The organism is Sphingobacterium alkalisoli, assembly GCF_005049105.1.
In the GTDB taxonomy this organism is placed as follows: Bacteria; Bacteroidota; Bacteroidia; order Sphingobacteriales; family Sphingobacteriaceae; genus Sphingobacterium; species Sphingobacterium alkalisoli.
Map to the genome: position 1 here is coordinate 260,497 of NZ_SUKA01000003.1, position 18,121 is coordinate 278,617.

The 18,121-nt window shown below is 40.5% G+C and carries 12 protein-coding genes and 1 pseudogene; 11 read left to right on the top strand and 2 right to left on the bottom strand.

What is annotated here, in order from left to right:
• The first annotated feature begins 100 nt into the window (after window positions 1–100).
• The 11 genes and pseudogenes from FAZ19_RS10750 (at window position 101) to FAZ19_RS10800 (ending at window position 15,454) form a co-directional block, all read left to right on the top strand.
• Window positions 101–1,345 carry a sulfate adenylyltransferase subunit 1 gene (locus tag FAZ19_RS10750; RefSeq protein ID WP_136820732.1) on the top strand — a complete coding sequence of 415 codons (1,245 nt, stop codon included), beginning with the start codon at window positions 101–103 and terminating at the stop codon, window positions 1,343–1,345.
• Between the two features lie 243 nt (window positions 1,346–1,588).
• Window positions 1,589–5,113, top strand: a complete 3,525-nt coding sequence (locus tag FAZ19_RS10755) for a hypothetical protein (protein WP_136820733.1) — start codon at window positions 1,589–1,591, stop codon at window positions 5,111–5,113.
• A 10-nt stretch (window positions 5,114–5,123) separates the two neighbouring features.
• The gene (locus FAZ19_RS10760; RefSeq protein WP_169305633.1) at window positions 5,124–8,519 is read left to right on the top strand and encodes a DUF6443 domain-containing protein; all 3,396 of its coding nucleotides are present in this window, start codon (window positions 5,124–5,126) and stop codon (window positions 8,517–8,519) included.
• Window positions 8,520–8,744: 225 nt separating this feature from the next.
• Window positions 8,745–9,188, top strand: a complete 444-nt coding sequence (locus FAZ19_RS10765) for a hypothetical protein (RefSeq protein ID WP_136820735.1) — start codon at window positions 8,745–8,747, stop codon at window positions 9,186–9,188.
• A 145-nt stretch (window positions 9,189–9,333) separates the two neighbouring features.
• Window positions 9,334–9,465, top strand: a pseudogene (locus FAZ19_RS24345) (RHS repeat-associated core domain-containing protein); the annotation flags it as partial.
• A gap of 281 nt (window positions 9,466–9,746) precedes the next feature.
• On the top strand, window positions 9,747–10,715 hold the full coding sequence (locus tag FAZ19_RS10775) for a helix-turn-helix domain-containing protein (protein ID WP_136820736.1): 969 nt from the start codon (window positions 9,747–9,749) through the stop codon (window positions 10,713–10,715).
• A 596-nt stretch (window positions 10,716–11,311) separates the two neighbouring features.
• The gene (locus FAZ19_RS10780; RefSeq protein ID WP_136820737.1) at window positions 11,312–11,923 is read left to right on the top strand and encodes a hypothetical protein; all 612 of its coding nucleotides are present in this window, start codon (window positions 11,312–11,314) and stop codon (window positions 11,921–11,923) included.
• Window positions 11,924–12,018: 95 nt separating this feature from the next.
• Window positions 12,019–12,675: a hypothetical protein gene (locus FAZ19_RS10785; protein ID WP_136820738.1), complete on the top strand. Its 657-nt coding sequence runs from the start codon at window positions 12,019–12,021 to the stop codon at window positions 12,673–12,675.
• Window positions 12,676–12,773: 98 nt separating this feature from the next.
• Window positions 12,774–13,655 carry a cation diffusion facilitator family transporter gene (locus FAZ19_RS10790; protein ID WP_136820739.1) on the top strand — a complete coding sequence of 294 codons (882 nt, stop codon included), beginning with the start codon at window positions 12,774–12,776 and terminating at the stop codon, window positions 13,653–13,655.
• 154 nt (window positions 13,656–13,809) lie between these two features.
• Window positions 13,810–15,144, top strand: a complete 1,335-nt coding sequence (gene gdhA, locus FAZ19_RS10795; protein WP_136820740.1) for an NADP-specific glutamate dehydrogenase — start codon at window positions 13,810–13,812, stop codon at window positions 15,142–15,144.
• A gap of 118 nt (window positions 15,145–15,262) precedes the next feature.
• Window positions 15,263–15,454: a hypothetical protein gene (locus tag FAZ19_RS10800; RefSeq protein ID WP_308423984.1), complete on the top strand. Its 192-nt coding sequence runs from the start codon at window positions 15,263–15,265 to the stop codon at window positions 15,452–15,454.
• Between the two features lie 187 nt (window positions 15,455–15,641).
• Here FAZ19_RS10800 and FAZ19_RS10805 read toward each other — a convergent pair whose 3' ends face one another.
• The gene (locus FAZ19_RS10805; protein ID WP_136820742.1) at window positions 15,642–16,328 is read right to left on the bottom strand and encodes an SIR2 family NAD-dependent protein deacylase; all 687 of its coding nucleotides are present in this window, start codon (window positions 16,326–16,328) and stop codon (window positions 15,642–15,644) included.
• A gap of 83 nt (window positions 16,329–16,411) precedes the next feature.
• On the bottom strand, window positions 16,412–18,109 hold the full coding sequence (locus FAZ19_RS10810; RefSeq protein WP_136820743.1) for a sodium:solute symporter family transporter: 1,698 nt from the start codon (window positions 18,107–18,109) through the stop codon (window positions 16,412–16,414).
• Window positions 18,110–18,121: the final 12 nt, after the last annotated feature.

The following is an 18,121-nucleotide window of genomic DNA, read 5'->3' on the forward strand; positions in this document are numbered from 1 at the left end:
TAGATTTTTCAGTCCATATAGTAAAATATAAAACAGATTGAGAAAGTAGTATTGGGCAAAGTTTCTCAAATCTCAAATCTCAAATCTCAAATCTCACAAAATGAATATACTAAAATTTATAACAGCAGGATCGGTCGATGATGGTAAAAGTACATTGATAGGCCGCTTGCTGTACGATACGAATTCCATATTAGATGATCAATTAGAGGCTATCCAAAAAGCCAATCGCAAGAACAACGACGGAACAGTAGATTTAGCGATACTAACCGATGGTCTAAAAGCAGAACGTGAACAAGGAATCACAATCGATGTTGCCTATAAGTATTTTCAAACGGAAAAGCGCAAATTTATTATTGCGGATGCACCTGGACATATACAGTATACCCGTAATATGGTGACAGGAGCTTCCAATTCGGATTTAATTATCATATTAGTGGATGCACGCAAAGGCGTGATTGAGCAAACCAAACGGCATTCGTTCTTATCTAAATTACTGTCCCTGAAAAAGGTATTGGTATGTATAAATAAGATGGATATGGTTGATTTTGAGCAAGCTGCGTACGAAAATATCAAAGCGGATTATTTGAAACTGGCAAAAAATTTAAATCTAGAAGATGTTGATTTCATACCCGTATCGGCACTAAAAGGAGATAATATCGTTGCTGCCTCGGATAGGATGCCTTGGTATCAAGGAACCTCCTTACTGGAATACCTCGAAAATATCGAATTTCCGGAAGATAAATCACAGGCGTGGCGTTTTCCCGTGCAATGGGTGGTACGCCCTCAAACCGACGATTTACATGACTATAGGGGATATGCGGGACGCGTGTTAGGAGAGGGCCTTAAAGTAGGAGAAGCGGCTCTGGTACTTCCAAGCGGTGTACGTACCACGATCAAAGCGATCGAATTTAACCAGGAACACATCGATTCAGCCGAAAGCGGAAAATCGGTTATTGTACATTTAGAAGAAGACGTAGATATTTCGCGCGGAGATTTCATTGTGAGTGCAGCGCACCCAGCATTGACCGAACGCAATTTTGAAGCAAATATTTCGTGGTTTGACAACAAGCCTCTGGATACTAATCAAGTGTATTTGCTGCAAAATCATACACATATCACAAAAATTAAAATTCAAGAAGTATTGTTTAAATACGACGTCAATACCCAAGAACAATTATTTGATTCTGAAATTAAGTTAAATGATATTGGTAAGGTTTTCGTAAAAGCAGCTAACGATGTAGTTTTCGATTTGCATAAAGAACACGCTGAAAATTCGCGAGCCATTATTATTGATCCACGCACAAATATTACCGTGGGCGCACTAATGATAGAAGATGTAGCGTAAAAGTTTTATTTAATAAAAACAGCTACACAAAAAAAGAGATCGTCTCAAAAATAATTGAGACGATCTCTTTTTTTGTTTCAGCAATTTGGTAAATCTTTTTATCTTTATAAAAAACCAATTGTTAGGAGATATTTATGAAATCAATCGTGTGATCGATGTTTATAGGATACACCCCTGGCAAAGCATAGAAAATAAATGTATTTTTTGAAATTTATTAGTATTTTATAATCTCTAATGTATCACATGAATAACAATCATCGATTAAAAGAGTTTGCATCACTTTTGTTGAGTGTCTTTTGCCTATCAAGTTCCGCGCAGACGAACGTTCCTAACTTTCACTCTCCCAATACCGAAGCACTATTGAAGTTCTCCGAAATACCTGTTTCGAATTATACAGGTGTACCTAAGATTTCTGTTCCTTTAGGAAATTATGATTTTTCTGTTCGAAACATTGAGATCAGTTTAGATTACCATGCCTCAGGGATCAGGGATGTAGACATGCCAACTTGGGTTGGTCTTGGCTGGTCCCTTAACGTGGGTGGCTCAATAGTACGCGTAGTGGAAGGATATCCCGATGAATACATTAACGGATCCTATTCTTCATATAGCCAGAACGTAAAGTCCAAATTATCAGCCGCCGTATCGGGGTGGTCTAATCAATTCAATTCTACCGATGATTATGAGATTTACAACAGTTCTAGTTATTTTAATTGTTTAGATTATCTAGGGACTGAGACAGTCGACACCCAATATGACATATATCAATATAGTTTTAACGAATTCGCAGGGAAATTCACATTTGATAACAATGGTGATATCTTAAAGCTTACGCATGATAACTTAAAGATAGAGTATCTATCTACAAAGAATTTTAGGATTACCGATGGGGATGGAAACATTTATCTTTTTAACAATCAGGAAACGAGATATACACGGTTAAAAATTGGTGCAGAAATTCCCTATGTAAGCAGTTGGAGCCTTAGTTCCATAACTAATTCGGTCACAATGGATAAAATAGATTTTGTCTACAAGTCACTCACGCAGAGTCAAGCTGGTTTCGGAACCTTTAACATCCATAACTATTCGGACAGAATGAAGATTTTTGACGATGGCTATTTGAGCCCCTACCCTTTTGAAAGACTAGGAGAGCCAGCTACGTGGCAAAAATATATACTAACAAAATTTGGTGAACATGTTCCCCCGGTAAATGATGCTTCTGCTGTGAACCAGTATCTTTCAAAGATTATCTATAATAAAGATACCATTTCATTTCATTCCCATTCAACTTCTTCAAATTTAATTATGAGAACCTTTCTGGACAGTATCACAGTCCATAGCGATAGGGAAAGAATCTCCCGCATAATTTTCCTTTTCGGGAATTTTGAGGGGTATAAGATTACGAATTTTTTAGGAAACCCAATGATCGAGGGCAATAGTAAGCTCTCTGGTGTGCAGGTTGGAGATAAACATTATAGTTTCAACTACTATGAGACATATATGGGTAAAAATTTATTCCATAACTTCAATCATACATTGGGGCACAAGGTCGGAAAAGACTTTTGGGGTTACTACAACGGCGAAGATTATAAGCCTGAAGAGCCATTTTTTAAAGTTTATAATTCTCATGGTATATCGGAAACTGGCAATGCGGATCTGTTTAGTTACGATCTTCAATATAGGAATAGTGCATTTAGGAATCCAGATCATAAATATGCGCAGTTACGAACCCTCAAAAGCATTGTATACCCGACAGGAGGAATGGCCGAATTTGAATATGAGGGTAATGACTATTCTTTTGTAGGATATTCACCGGGTGCTTATCAGGCGACTGTGCTAAATGACGAGACTATGCAACTTCGTTTGGATTCCTTAGTAAGCCGAAGGATTTCTACTGTTACTGAAAATAGCGGTTATGGAAGTCATTCGGAAGTTATGGAATTTACCATACATAACGACCAGAATATAACGGTAGCACAACAGATAGGTATTCCACCTTCATCAAATTTGACCTTGGCTGATTACAATAATTTTGTACAGAGTAATCCGATTGGAAATATTGGCTCATGTAGGATTTTGAAATTCAATGAATCAACCTCCAGTTTTGATATTCTGATTTTCACAAAAGAATTTGATGTCGTCACAGCAATTGGAACCCCTGTTAGCGAAGGACACTTTCAAAGTCTACTGAGGAATGCTGTTTTCGCGGGCAACTCTACCATTTTTTTACTCGAGGGACGATATAAGATGGAATCAAGTGTCGTTGGTCCACAGGATTTTCAATGTAATCTGACTGTTTCTTATAAATTTCCATATAGAAGAAATACTGTTTTCAATAGTGGAGGAATACGGATCAAAAGGATAAAATATACTGAAAATGGAAGACTCTTAATGAACAAGACTTTCAGTTATCAAGATGATCAAGGAAACAGTTCTGGTGTGTTGGAAGCCCCACTTGATTTTATTTCACCTTACATAATGGGAATGCAGCAGCCCCGGTCAGGCTATTTCAACAATGGTAATACTTCCGGGTTGGAGCGAGCTCTATTTTTTAAGATTAATTATTCTGGCAATTCAAATGCGCCGACAGGGGGGCATGTGGGTTATACGAAAGTTACAGAGATCCAAGAGGGAAACGGAAAGACCATTTATCACTATACCTCAGGAAAAAAGCCTCAGAACAATTTAATTCCCCATCTGGGTGACACCTATCAAGTGAGGCAGTACATTTCTTATCATATAAGGACAAATATTGTTCAGGACCAATCTAGCTTGCGCGGTCTGTTGATTGAGCGAGAGCAATACGACGAAAGTGGAGAAATAAAAAGCCGCCAATATTTAAGTTATGACATGTCGCTTTTCTCCGATCGTACCTCAGTTTCTATGATACTTCCGATCAAGCCGATACCCTCTAAAATTTATGGCGAGGTTGCTGGAAATGGGATCGAGTTTTTTGGAAATAGTCAGCTGGAACGCGAATTCTTATTTACAAGAGCCTTTTATCCTGTTTTAAAAAAGGATTCGACTGTAAACTATTTTGGGACCGAGCGATCGATTCAGGTATTAGACTATGAATATTCACCCATATTCCATTTCAACCCAGTATCAGTTTCCACAACTTCATCGGAAGGAGTCGTAGCAAAGAAGATGTACAGGTATGCCAACGATTTCTCAGGAGATGCTACTTATTCTAAAATGATTACTGATCACAATATGGTCAATACTGTTATAGAAGAGCTAAATTATAAAGGGAATATGTTGGTATCTGGAAAATTTAATTCATACAAAGACTGGAATGGGAAGATTGTACCTGAATCCGTCTCTAAAAAATTTGGCACAGGCGACTACCTTACCGAATTCGCTATAGAACAATATGATGCCTTGTTCAATCCGGTCGCTACGATTAGAAAAAATGGATTACGTGAAATTTATTTATGGAGCTATAACGGTCGACATGCTATTGCAAAGATTACAAATCTCAGTTACATGCAGGTTGAAACTGCTCTAGGAAATGTTAATATTGTCAATTTCTTACAAAATTCTAAACCGACGTTTGAGGAGATCCAAAGTTTTATACTTCCATTGAGAACAATGTATCCCAGAGCGCAGATTGTCATATATGAGTACCAGCCTTTGGTAGGGATGAAGAGTATGACCGATCCGCGGGGCGTCACCGAGTATTACGAATATGATGGGTTCCAGCGTCTGAAGGACGTGCTTGATTATGATAAAAACCTGTTGCAGGATTACCAATACCATTACAGACCTTAGAACGATGGAGATGAAGAAATTATTAACAATTATATTGTTGGCGTTATTGACAGTTGTAACGCATGGGCAATCCAGCAATCTGGAGCTGAATACCTACAGCAACCAGACGTCGATCCGCGCCTTGCAGAGCATTGTGCTGAAGCCGGGTTTCCATATCCCATCGGGTAAGAACGTTCTGCTGTCGATCCAGCAGAAGCCGAACATTGTCAGTATACCCAGCAGCAACCAGAACTATATACTGACGCGCACGTTCCGTATTCCGGTAAAGGTGGCGGAGCTTGGGCAGGTACGTACGATCGAAGAGGAGAACCAGACGGTGCAGTACTTCGACGGCCTTGGCAGACCTTCGCAGGTTGTGGGGCTGATGGCCAGCCCGGAGCATAGGGACATCGTACAGCACATCGAGTACGACGGTTTCGGACGGAAGACGCATCAATACCTGCCGTATGTGCACAGCACGGGGAACGGCTCCTACAAGACCGGCGGAAGTACAAATGTAACGAGCTTCTATAGCAAGAGCAGTGGTAACGACATCGCCGGGATAGTGCGTACACCAAACCCTTACGCGGTAACGGTATTCGAGAACAACCCACTGGACAGGGTCTTGGAGCAGGGTTCGCCCGGTGCCGTGTGGCAGCCTGGAACAAGCCGTACGGCAAACAGCGGACGTACAGTTGTTACAGATTATGGGACAAATATCTCGAACGACGTGCACCTGTGGAAGGTGAACGCCGATGACAAAAGCGCCGACGGCAGCGGCTATTATCTGCCTGGGAAGCTGTACAAGACTGTTGTCAAGGACGAGAACTGGGTGAGTGGCAAGGCTGGTACAGTAGAGGAATACAAAGACTTTGATGACCGTGCGGTGCTCAGGCGCATTTGGGAGACGGAAAGCAAAAAGCTGGAAACACACTACGTATACGATATTTTCGGCGACCTGCGCTATGTGGTCCCGCCGACGGTAACGGGCACAGGTTTTACGGAAGCATCCGGCGACCCGGTATTCGATAAATATATCTACGCTTACCGTTACGACGAACAGCGCCGACTGAAGGAAAAGAAAGTTCCGGGCAAAGGTCGGGAATATGTCATCTATAACAAGAACGACCAGCCTGTCCTGACGCAGGATTCTGTACAGCGTGTGTCGGGAAAGTGGAGCTACACGAAATATGACGCATTCGGCCGAGTAACGGAGACGGGTATCTATACCAATACGGCCAGTACCCAGCGGACATATATGCAGGTTCGCGCTCTGGCAGACGCGGTCACTCCACAGTGGGAAGAACGGATGGGGAGTGCTGCTTATACCAACCGGACGTTTCCGACCAGCGGGAAAACAGTGCATGTGGTGAACTACTACGACGATTACGGATTCAAGGCATCGACCGTTCTTGCCGCCAGCGGCGGTCTGGACAGTACGGCTATGGTAGAGGGGCTGCTCACGGGAACTAAGGTAAGCAGGGACGACGGTAGCGCCGCGCTGTTGACGGTGAACTACTACGACAGGCGTGCTCGTATGATCGAATCGGTGTCGGACAACCATCTTGGCGGTGTGGATAGGGCAACGAACACGTATAGTTTCACTGGAGAGCTGCTGACGAGCAGGCACCAGCATCAGGGTTCGACTTCGGGAGCGGTAACCACGTTACTGACGACGAATGAGTACGACCATGTGGGGCGCCTAATCGAGACCAAGAAGAAAGTGAACGCGCAGGCCGAGGTGATCCAGAGCCAGCTGGTGTACAACGAGATCGGCCAGCTGAAACAGAAGAACTTGCACAGCGAGAACAGCGGAACGAATTTTATCTACAGCATCGACTACACGTACAACGAGCGCGGCTGGACAAAGCGTATAGCCTCACCGCATTTTACGGAGGAACTTAGGTACAACGACCCGGCAAGTGGGGGTACGGCACAGTACAATGGTAATATCTCGCAGCAACTGTGGGGACATGGTGCTACGACCAGTAGCACCTTCAGTTATACGTATGATAAGCTGAACCGGCTGAAGAACGGTACAAGCACAGGTACGGTGATGAGCGAGATACTGACCTATGACGATATGGGTAATATCTCTACGCTAACGCGCGACAACAGCACAGCGATTAACTATACCTATACGGGTAACCGGCTAACCGCGCTGACGGGAGGGCTGAACGGTAGCTATTTGTACGATGTCAACGGAAATGCGACGCTAGACCGCACAGCGATGGCCTTTACGTACAACCACCTGAACCTGCCCAAGACGGCGACGAAGAGCGGAACGAGCGTTACGTACCTCTATAATGCCTTCGGAACGAAGCTAAGAAAAGCCTCTACTGTGGGCGGTACGACCACCCAACGGGATTACATAGGCGGTATCGAATACAACAAGGTGGGCAGTGATCCAAGCACCATTGAAATGATGCATACCGAAGAGGGCTACCTGCAGAACAGTGGAGGCACTTATACGTACCATTATAACCTGACGGATCATCTGGGCAATGTACGTGCTACGTTACAGCGCACGACAGCTACTACGGGTACGGTAATCCAGAAGCATGACTACTACCCGTTCGGTAAATCGAAGGCTATTGTAACTTCGGGGATCAATAAGTATCTTTATAACGGTAAAGAAGTCCAGGGCGAGCTTGGAGGCCAACTTGATTACGGGGCTAGGTTCTATGATGCTGAAATAGGTAGATGGAATGTCGTGGATCCATTGGCTGAGCAAGGCAGGAGATGGTCTCCCTATCGCTATGCCTACGATAATCCATTGAGATTTATTGACCCAGACGGTATGTTAGAGGATGATTTTGTGTTCGATGAAGAAGGTAGATTTAAACGTATTGTAGAGAATAATGAACCAGATAAGTTGGTAATAGAGAATTCGAAGACCGGAAAATCTAGTTCTTATGAATTTAATGATCCAAAAACAGATGTTGCTGCGATCAAGTATAACATGAAGAAATTTGGAGATGATTTTAAAAATATAAGTTTTATAAATTTTGTGTCTCAAGGTGATATCAATGATATGATGAACGAATCTGGGGTTGAGAAAATGCATTGGCTATTTAGACCTCTTTTTACTTTGGCTAACTCTCATGGAGGACCTTTAGATTTCTCAGTTTATCATCTTCCGAGGTACTTTGATGATACACTTGTTGAGAATTATAATTTTGACACAGAGCTTCTAAAAGATAAGGGACCTATATACATATTTAATAATTATGGCACAGCATATAATATGTTTGATGCAGGTAACTGGTTATGGGGTTATGCTCAACAGACGCTGGGGACCTCATCTGGTCAATCTATTAAATGGGGAACCCTGTATAATTATCAAGATAGTAAGGCTGATAAAAGGGCTATCACAGAAGGGTGGTCGTATGGAGCCGGCTTTAGGAAAGTTGTTCACGGAAGATAAACCATAATGAAAAAGTATATACGTTGGTTAGTATATGTTCTAGCTGTTTTTTCGATTATTATAATAACGTTTGTTCTTTATCATATGATAGACGCAAGAAGAACCGAGCGTCAGAAAAAGGTTTATGAAGAACGATTAGATCATTTTAAAAAAGTGAAGCCCGATCATTAGATCGGGCTTTATTGATTCTATAGACTATAAGCTCTACGTGCCTTTGCATCTCTTATGTACGTATCAATAAGATCGTACAACGTCTACTTCTTATTTTCCTCGAGCTGTTCCACAAATGGAAGAGAAGTGTTAAGTGGAGAAGAGCGTGGCGATGATGTAAATTGGAAATCAATCTATAATGAGTGGGCTAACGGAACAGGGCCTGTTCGTAGTATATTCGAGGGCGATCATGAAGCAAATAATCAAATACAGAGCGACTATCTTTATGGTATTGCTATTCGAGAATTTAACGACTCAGGCTTGTCAAAAAGTAGAACAAACGTTGATTTCTGGCCAATAGTCGATAATATTTTAGTTGGAACACATAATACGCAAGTTCAAATGATGGGTAGTTATAACGCAAGTTTTTATAAATTAGGAAATAAGACTCTATCCTTAATCCAAGATTCTAAATCGGGAACTTCGTTTTATTATCATCTACCTGTACAAAGGTATTAAAGAGGCTCAGTAACGCATTTTCGTCCTGATGGAAGTTGGTACTATAACGAGAAAGAGACCAATACCTATCAGGCATACCTGTTTTTTTCTAAAAAATGAAAACCGAAAGAAGTTTATAGAAAAATAGATTGAATTTTGTCGATATTATGATTACGGAGCGAGGTTCTACGATGTGGAGATAGGTAGGTGGAACGTGGTGGATCCGCTGGCAGAGGATTATGATCCATGGTCTCCATATGTGTATACACTAAATAATCCAATCCGTTTTGTTGATCCGATATGATTTTAAATTAAATTCCCTTGGACTTTTATTCCTGGAGTAGGACATAATACGACCGACGGTTATACAAATCTATTTAACATAATATAAATTATAAGACTAAAGTAGGAACGTCAAAATGAACGTTCCGTGCGTTTACTAGAACGTTAACATGGATTCGTACTGAAATACGAATTCTTTACAGATAAAAATGTAAAATCTTATTTAACATAACTATTGGCGCGGTTTCTTTTTCAAAAAAATCGTATCTTACGGTATCATCAATTATCGCTTAAAAAATGCCACAGAAAAATATCTTCAATTTATGGAAAGAAACCATATCGGCTAAACCCATATCAAAAGATACGTTCAAAAGCATGCATCTTGCGGTACTGCATCAAGCTGTACAACAAAAGCAAACCGAACAACTTTTTCTCATTCAATTTGACATACAAGATTTTGTTCTTTACGAATCAAAAGGATATCTACAATCCATCACAAACCTCTCTTTACCTACAAAAGACATGGAAATCCTGTGGCTTGGTTTTCAATTTCATGGAAAATCAACATTCTCCAGCGGAAAAGTCACTGGATCTGATACTTTATTTTCGTTTATATCAACAACCGATAATCAATGTCTGACGCTTGCTGCCGAAAAACATTGGGCACTATTTTTGGGCATATTCGGGGCGTCCAAACAGCAATTACTGACCGAATTACCCTTGTTGCGAGCCCAATATGAACAACAGCAAAACAACATTTTAAAGGCTATCCCTATATCCAATTCAGATAGACAGACTTTTGAAAGCTTATCCAAAATGGTTTTTGGGCCATTTTCTACCATACACCATATTGGACAATTGATACTAAAAACGTACACGAATTATACACAACAGCTAATCCGACGTATTAAACAGGATAAAAAAGAACCCCAAATCCAGCTTTACCACCAAGCTATTGCCTTTATACGGGAAAACTATATGGACCAGACCTTAAGTCGTGAAAAAATTGCCGATGCACTTCACTGTTCGATCCGAAGTTTGAACCGTGCCTTTGAAGGGAGACCATCTTCAGTAAATGCGACGATCCTTTCGCTCCGGTTGTATAAAGGTCGGGCGTTGTTGCGTGATCAACTCGAACTCTCTGTCGAGCAGATTGCCCTTATTCTGTATTTTCCAGATGCAAAACACTTTGCCGTTCAGTACAAAAAATACTTTCACAAAACACCTCGTGAGGATCGAAAAACGATTGCAACCCGAAAGGAATAGCCATCAGTCGGAACCAAACAGCTAGCTATCCTGATCTAAATGCTAGCTATTTTGCCGTAACTCCTGACCTCTCGCTTTAAACAGCTAGGTATTTTGTCCTGAAAGCTACACGTTCGGTTCGGCAAGCTAGCTGCCCTGTATATTTAGCTAGGTGTTTGAATAAGATATCTAGCTTCTCTTTTAAAATAGCTTGGTTTTCTATTTCACAAGCTAGCAATCCTGTTGTTTTACCTAGCTCTTCGAACAGGATAGCTAGGTATTTTCTTACGATAGCCAGCTATCGTAAGAAAATACCTAGCCTTCAAAAGAAAATCGCTAGGTGTTTTGTCAGAACAGCTAGCTATCCTGACAAAACACCTAGGAGTCGGCTTTTTTAACATTGCTAACTATTTTAGCTAAAAAGTGGACTTTAAGACCACTTAAACCTACATTTCAAACTAGAAAACCATATTATTTTGTGTTAAAAAGGTTTGTTTTTGGGCCAGAAACTTTTTAAGACACCCCCTAAAATTGGCTCAAAAACAAACCTTTTCCGGCCCTTTATCCCCCACCTTTGTAATGTTATATAATTTATTATTTATTTAAAATTTAAAAACATGGTAAAACCTATTTACAAAAGTAATGATGCAACAGAACTGTTGCGTTATGCAGAGAGCATCTTATTAAAGATGACGACTAATTCAGATTTATTTCCTGAGCCAGTCCCCAGTTTAACGACACTCGAAGGTCACCTGAATGCATATCGGGATGCGTATGCCGAAGCTCGCTTTCGGGACAAGCGGGCTGTTATCCTAAAGGGACAAAAAGGAAAAGACCTGCAAGAAACTATTTACAGACTATCGCATTATGTAGACGCCGTCGCCAAGGGTGATGAAGCCATGATCGTAGCTGCGGGCTTTAGTTTCACACGCCCTACCACCAATCGTATAGGCAGGACACCACAGGCGGAAAACCTCCGGATAGAAAATGTACAGGTCGGTACGGGCATTCTCCGCGTGCGGGTCAAACCTTGGAAACACGCACGTCTGTATCAATTCGAGTACCGAAAAAAGGGAACGGAGGAGCCCTGGACATCTATTCTGCATAGCAATTCGATGTTGGAGGTCCGTGATCTGGAAATGATGTACACCTATGAGTTCCGCGTATCTTATCTAGGAACAGATACCATTACCAATTTTAGTGATATTGCCAACGCACTCGTGGTTTAACAGAAAGAACCTTCATGACTGCTTGCCTATTAAGGCTGTCATGAAGGTTCTTTATACCCTTGAAGTTTTATTTATTTTACTACTTTTATATTGTTATGATGAATACGAAAAAAACATCCACCCCTCACCCTTTAAGGACGATCATGCTCCGATTTAACCCTACGATCACAGCACCTGATTTTGAGACATTAGCATTGGAATATTACCACGAAATACACGACCGCACCGGGGAAATCCGACAGCGCATCAAACAAGCAAGAACCCCACTCCCCTCGTTCGGTTTCCAACTCGAAGAAGTGGAAGAACTGCTTCGCCGAGGCCAAGAAAAGTTCCGTCACCTCGAAATGATGACTTCCGATAATCCCGAAAAAGACACGGTACATGTACAACTTAAAGCGGTATTGACAAGCATCGACGAAATTTTAGAAGATTTTGTACCCGAATTGGTAGACGCAGCCAGTGCTTACTATGCGTATGAAGATTACATTGTACAGCATGAACAGTGGATGAACGAAGTGGCATTTCCGCAGTTTGACAAAATATTTGACAATTATCAAGCCTGTTCGCTGGACATGGTATCCTTTGACCGCGATCTAGAGGATTTTAAAGGAGCATTGCATTATGTAAAACAGCAGGAAGGAAAATACATTGAAGCCATGAACGAGCTCATAGAAAGATATTCAGATTTGAATGAGGAAATAGGCAATTTATTTGAACAGGTAGAGATATTTGATGACAAACCACTTCCCTAGTTCTTCTTTTGCCAGTATCTCTTATGTTTGTCAAAAACGAGCATAGGAGATATTATTTACATCATTTTCCTTACTTTTGATCTTAATCCAAACGCGAAATGTCATCAAAAGCAGATAACGCAATTAAAACGACTTACTTTAGTATTTTAGTGAATCTGCTTTTAGCGGTTGTAAAATGGCTCGCGGGATTTTTCGGCAATTCTTTTGCCTTAATTGCCGACGCCATAGAATCTACAGCAGACATCTTTTCATCCGTACTTGTATTATTGGGGATTAAATATTCTAAACGCCCTGCCGATGAGACGCATCCCTATGGTCATGGTCGTATCGAACCATTAATTACTTTTATGGTGGTTATTTTTTTAGTAATTTCTGCTACTGTTATTGCTTATCAAAGTGTAATTAATCTACAAACTCCACACGAACCGCCTAAAGCATGGACGTTAATTGTTCTGGGAGCTATTATAATCTGGAAAGAAACTACCTATCAAATTATCATGCGCAAAGGCAAGGAATTAAATAGCTCCACACTGAAGGCTGAAGCCTGGCACCACCGTGCTGATGCGATTACTTCCGTCGCAGCTTTTATTGGTATTTCCATTGCCCTATGGTTCGGCGATGGATACGAGTCTGCTGATGATTGGGCAGCTTTACTTGCTTCCGTACTAATTATATACAACTGTTATAAAATATTCAGACCGGCCTTGGGCGAAATAATGGACGAAAATCTACACATTGATCTTGTTAATGACGTGCGTGAAAAATCGCTTGACGTAGCTGGCGTAATGGCCACCGATAAATGTTTCGTGCGCAAAGTCGGGATGGAATATTTAGTAGATCTACAAGCTGTTGTATCACCAGATATAAGTGTAAAAGACGGTCATGATATAGCACATGCCTTAAAGGATTACTTAATGCAGAATTTTCCAGATATTGGCAACGTATTCGTTCATATAGAGCCGTTCAGTGAAATAAAATAAGTCAGTTAGCTTAAAAAAGTAAATAGTCCCCCCTACTTACGTTCCTAGGTATTTCCTCATACGAATAAAAATATATGTATTAGTCACTAAGCGTTAGCTTATAAAATGAATTTTCAGTAAATTCGCCAGTATTTCAATAAAAATTCCTTAAAAAATGTCGCTAACTCTTAAAAATTTTATTAAGTACGTCGAACAACGTAATCCCCATGAACCTGAGTTTTTACAAGCCGTAGCAGAAGTAACAGAAGATTTAATCCCCTTTATAAATGCGCTTCATCCGGAATTAATAGATCTGAAAATTTTAGAGCGGATGGTGGAGCCAGAGCGTATAATTTCCTTCCGGGTAAACTGGCTGGACGATAACAATCAGATTCAAATCAACAGAGGATACCGTGTCCAAATGAGTAGTGCGATCGGTCCGTACAAAGGAGGTTTGCGATTTGCCCCAAATGTAAATCTTAGTGTATTGAAGTTTTTAGCCTTCGAACAGGTTTTTAAAAACAGTTTGACCGGTCTCCCGATTGGAGGCGGAAAAGGTGGCTCAGATTTTAATCCCAAAGAAAAATCAGATAATGAAATTATGCGTTTCTGTCAATCCTTTATGACCGAATTATGTCGTCACATCGGATCCGATACCGATATTCCAGCTGGAGATATTGGTGTTGGAACACGCGAAATAGGATATTTATTTGGTCAATATAAACGTCTTCAAAATAATTTTACAGGTGTACTGACAGGAAAGGGTATAAATTGGGGCGGTTCAGCTATTCGTCCGGAGGCTACGGGATATGGTCTGCTCTATTTTGTAGAATGTATGCTAACCCATAGAAAGGAAAATATCAATGGTAAATTGACTGCAATTTCTGGAGCAGGTAATGTCGCATATTATGCAGCTGAAAAAGCGATTCAACTGGGTGCTAAAGTAATTACCCTATCGAATAGTACGGGTACCATTTATGATCCGGAAGGTTTGACAACTGAAAAGCTAAATTACATCAGTACACTTGGAAGAGATTTAGCAAAATTTGCAAAAAAATATAAATCAGCATCATTCCATGCCGAACAAAAACCTTGGCAATTTAAATGTGATATTGCATTGCCCTGCGCTACACAGAACGAACTGGATAATCGGGATGCTTCTCAGTTGATAAAAAATGGTTGTAAAATCGTTGCGGAAGGTGCGAATATGCCGTCCAATGCTTTGGCAATCAAAGAATTTCTTAAAGCTAAAGTTTTATTTGCTCCAGGAAAAGCTGCCAATGCAGGTGGTGTAGCGGTCTCCGGATTAGAAATGTCTCAAAACGCAGTTGGCCTCCAATGGCATACAGAAGAAGTAGATGGTCGATTAAAGACCATTATGCAAAATATCCACGACACGTGTGTGCAATATGGTAATGAAGAAAATACGTTTATCAATTACCTAAAAGGAGCTAATATTGGCGGCTTCATTAAAGTTGCAGAAGCAATGAAATCACAAGGCGTAGTATAGTGGATTCCGAAAACTGCTGCAATAGCATTTATAAACAATATAAAATAAAACTAAAAAGTAACTAATGCGCATACTTGCCGAACTCCCTCACCCCGACTGTAAAATTTCAATCTTCGGAATGAATCAAAAATTTATTATCAAATTCGAACAGGGTATTCTCGAACAATCATATAAATTGGCAGAAACAGATGTCACTGGAGGCGTAAATGGAATATTCGAATTGTTGGATGAAACGTTTATAAATCAGGTTTTAAGTAATTTTATAAACATGCGAACACACTTTATAGAGGCATACAATAGGTGTGAATAAGTTAATGATACAAGTGGGTACAAACGACTGACTTATAGGTTTTTATTCTTATTATACCAATTTGACCAAATTAAATTTGGTCAAATTGGCATTAGCTAGATATAACTTGAATGAAAGTGTGTACAAATTATTTATATAAATATTGTATTTTATTGATTTTAAACAATTTATAATTGTACTCAGAATTTTATTTGGTCATACTTTCGACCAGAGCCGAAAGACCCGCTGTCGCCGTATCCCTAATAACGCGGGTATTTGATGGAACTTTGAAGTTATTTGCATTTGGGTCAATTACAATGATTTCGCAGCTCACGGCCGTTTCATATAGTAGATTTGCAGCAGGATAAACTTGCAGGGACGTCCCTACCACAATAAATATGTCAGCTATAGATGTAGCCTCTATAGCTGGAGCCATATTAGGAACCGATTCTCCAAACCAAACGACATGCGGCCGTAGCTGTGTACCCAGCTCACAGAGCTGTCCCATTTCTAAGTTATCACTATGGATAGGGTAAATGAGGTTGGGATTCTTCGTTGATTGAGCTTTCATTATCTCGCCATGCAGATGCAATACATAGCTACTCCCTGCCCTTTCATGTAGATCATCGATATTCTGCGTAATGATTGCTACATCATATTGTTCTTCCAGAGCCACCAGCGCTTTATGCGCAGCGTTGGGTTTTGCTCTCCGACAAATAGACCTTCTTTCATTATAAAAGCGCTGCACGAGTTCCGGATTACGTATCCATGCCTGTGGAGTCGCTACTTCTTCTAAGTTATATCCTTCCCAGAGCCCATCATCACCTCGAAACGTTTGTAAACCACTGTCAACGGAAATTCCAGCTCCTGTAAAAACAACTACTTTCTTTTTCATTTGGATAATCTCGAATAATTTAACAAAAAATAAACGGGTAACATCATCGATGCTACCCGTTAAAAATATTAATAAAATATCAATTACCAGAACTTTACGTAAAGCGCGCCGATTATAAGAATTGTTAATACAATCATCACCATCACGGATGGCTCCACTTTGAACATCTTCGTGTCGATCACAAATGCCTTAGGATTTACCTTAGGTCCTGCCAAACTCACAATTACCATAGTAAGCACAGTAAAAGCAAACGCTAACCCCATACAGATCTGAAACGGTATCTCGTAGTTGTCTTTAGAGTTTGGATAGGCGGTATATAACAAGGTATCATTACCGAACAAGGCAGGTGCGTAATTATTGAATAGGACAGACAAGAGGAATCCCATGATTAATCCGGTAATCGCAGCTGCTCCGGTTGTTCTCTTCCAAAACATACCGAGCAAGAACATCGCCAGCACTCCCGGACTGATAAATCCTGTATACTTTTGGATAAACGTAAAACCGCCCTCGCCACCGATACCCAATAGATCATCCCAGGTGAACAAAACCGAAACTGCGATAGAAGCAATAACAGTTGCCTTTCCAATGTTTACTAACTTTCTATCAGTAGCATCTTTGTTCATATATTTTTTGTAGATGTCCATCGTAAAGATAGTGGCGATACTGTTTGCCTTTCCCGCTAGAGAAGCAACAATAGCCGCCGTTAACGCCGCTAGAGATAATCCTTTGATGCCGTCTGGTAGGAATCCTAAAATCGCTGAATAAGCATTATCTGCCCTAAAAACACCATTTGGCGCCATTTCTTGTTGCAATGCACCATTCTTGTATAATACGTAGGCAGCTATTCCTGGTAGCATTACGATCACGGGCATGAATAGTTTTAAGAAACCTGCAAATAAGATACCTGTACGGGCTGTTTTTAAATCCGCTCCTAACGCTCTTTGCGTAATGTACTGATTACATCCCCAATAATTGAGATTAACAATCCAAATACCAGCCAAATACATTCCAATACCGGGAAGCATTAAATACTTATTGATCTCTTCTTGCGTGGAGTTTTCAGTTGGTTTTTCAACTATCAGCTTAAAATGTTCGGGCGAATCCTTCATTAATTGGGTGAAACCCGCTAATACATCATTTCCTAATCCAAAATGTTGACTGACCAGCTGTAATGCAACATATGTCGTTGCCACACCACCAATAATGAGTACCACAACTTGGATTACATCGGTAAAACCGATTACGCGCATTCCACCTAATGTGATGACAATAGCAAAGATAGAAATTAGGATAATGATTAGATGAAAACTACCACCACCCGCTAGGTTATCGATTGCGATCGCTCCTAAATAAAGAATGGACGTCAAGTTTACAAAAATGTAAAGAAACAACCAAAATATAGACATAATAAGACTTGTGGTCTCGTTATATCTTCTATTAAGAAACTGTGGCATAGTAAATATCTTATTTTTAAGATACACAGGAATAAACCACACTGCTACAATAATCAACGCAATGGCGGCTATCCATTCGTAGGCCGCCACGGCAATACCAACTTCAAAACCATTACCACTCATCCCGATAAATTGCTCCGCAGAAATGTTAGAAGCAATTAGAGAGGCTCCTATGGCCCACCAAGTCAAAGAACCCTCGGCCAGAAAATAATCTTGACTAGTTTGGTCTTTACTAGTCTTTTTTCTGTAAATCCAATATCCATAACCCGCTACTACGAAGAAATAGACAAAGAAAATTACATAATCAATTAATGCAAATTTTTCCATTATTAGGTTTAT

Coding starts and splice junctions, on each gene's coding strand:
- FAZ19_RS10750 (WP_136820732.1), top strand. CDS start 101: ATGAATATACTAAAATTTATAACAGCAGGATCGGTCGATGATGGTAAA.
- FAZ19_RS10755 (WP_136820733.1), top strand. CDS start 1,589: ATGAATAACAATCATCGATTAAAAGAGTTTGCATCACTTTTGTTGAGT.
- FAZ19_RS10760 (WP_169305633.1), top strand. CDS start 5,124: ATGAAGAAATTATTAACAATTATATTGTTGGCGTTATTGACAGTTGTA.
- FAZ19_RS10765 (WP_136820735.1), top strand. CDS start 8,745: ATGTACGTATCAATAAGATCGTACAACGTCTACTTCTTATTTTCCTCG.
- FAZ19_RS10775 (WP_136820736.1), top strand. CDS start 9,747: ATGCCACAGAAAAATATCTTCAATTTATGGAAAGAAACCATATCGGCT.
- FAZ19_RS10780 (WP_136820737.1), top strand. CDS start 11,312: ATGGTAAAACCTATTTACAAAAGTAATGATGCAACAGAACTGTTGCGT.
- FAZ19_RS10785 (WP_136820738.1), top strand. CDS start 12,019: ATGATGAATACGAAAAAAACATCCACCCCTCACCCTTTAAGGACGATC.
- FAZ19_RS10790 (WP_136820739.1), top strand. CDS start 12,774: ATGTCATCAAAAGCAGATAACGCAATTAAAACGACTTACTTTAGTATT.
- gdhA (WP_136820740.1), top strand. CDS start 13,810: ATGTCGCTAACTCTTAAAAATTTTATTAAGTACGTCGAACAACGTAAT.
- FAZ19_RS10800 (WP_308423984.1), top strand. CDS start 15,263: ATGAATCAAAAATTTATTATCAAATTCGAACAGGGTATTCTCGAACAA.
- FAZ19_RS10805 (WP_136820742.1), bottom strand. CDS start 16,328: ATGAAAAAGAAAGTAGTTGTTTTTACAGGAGCTGGAATTTCCGTTGAC.
- FAZ19_RS10810 (WP_136820743.1), bottom strand. CDS start 18,109: ATGGAAAAATTTGCATTAATTGATTATGTAATTTTCTTTGTCTATTTC.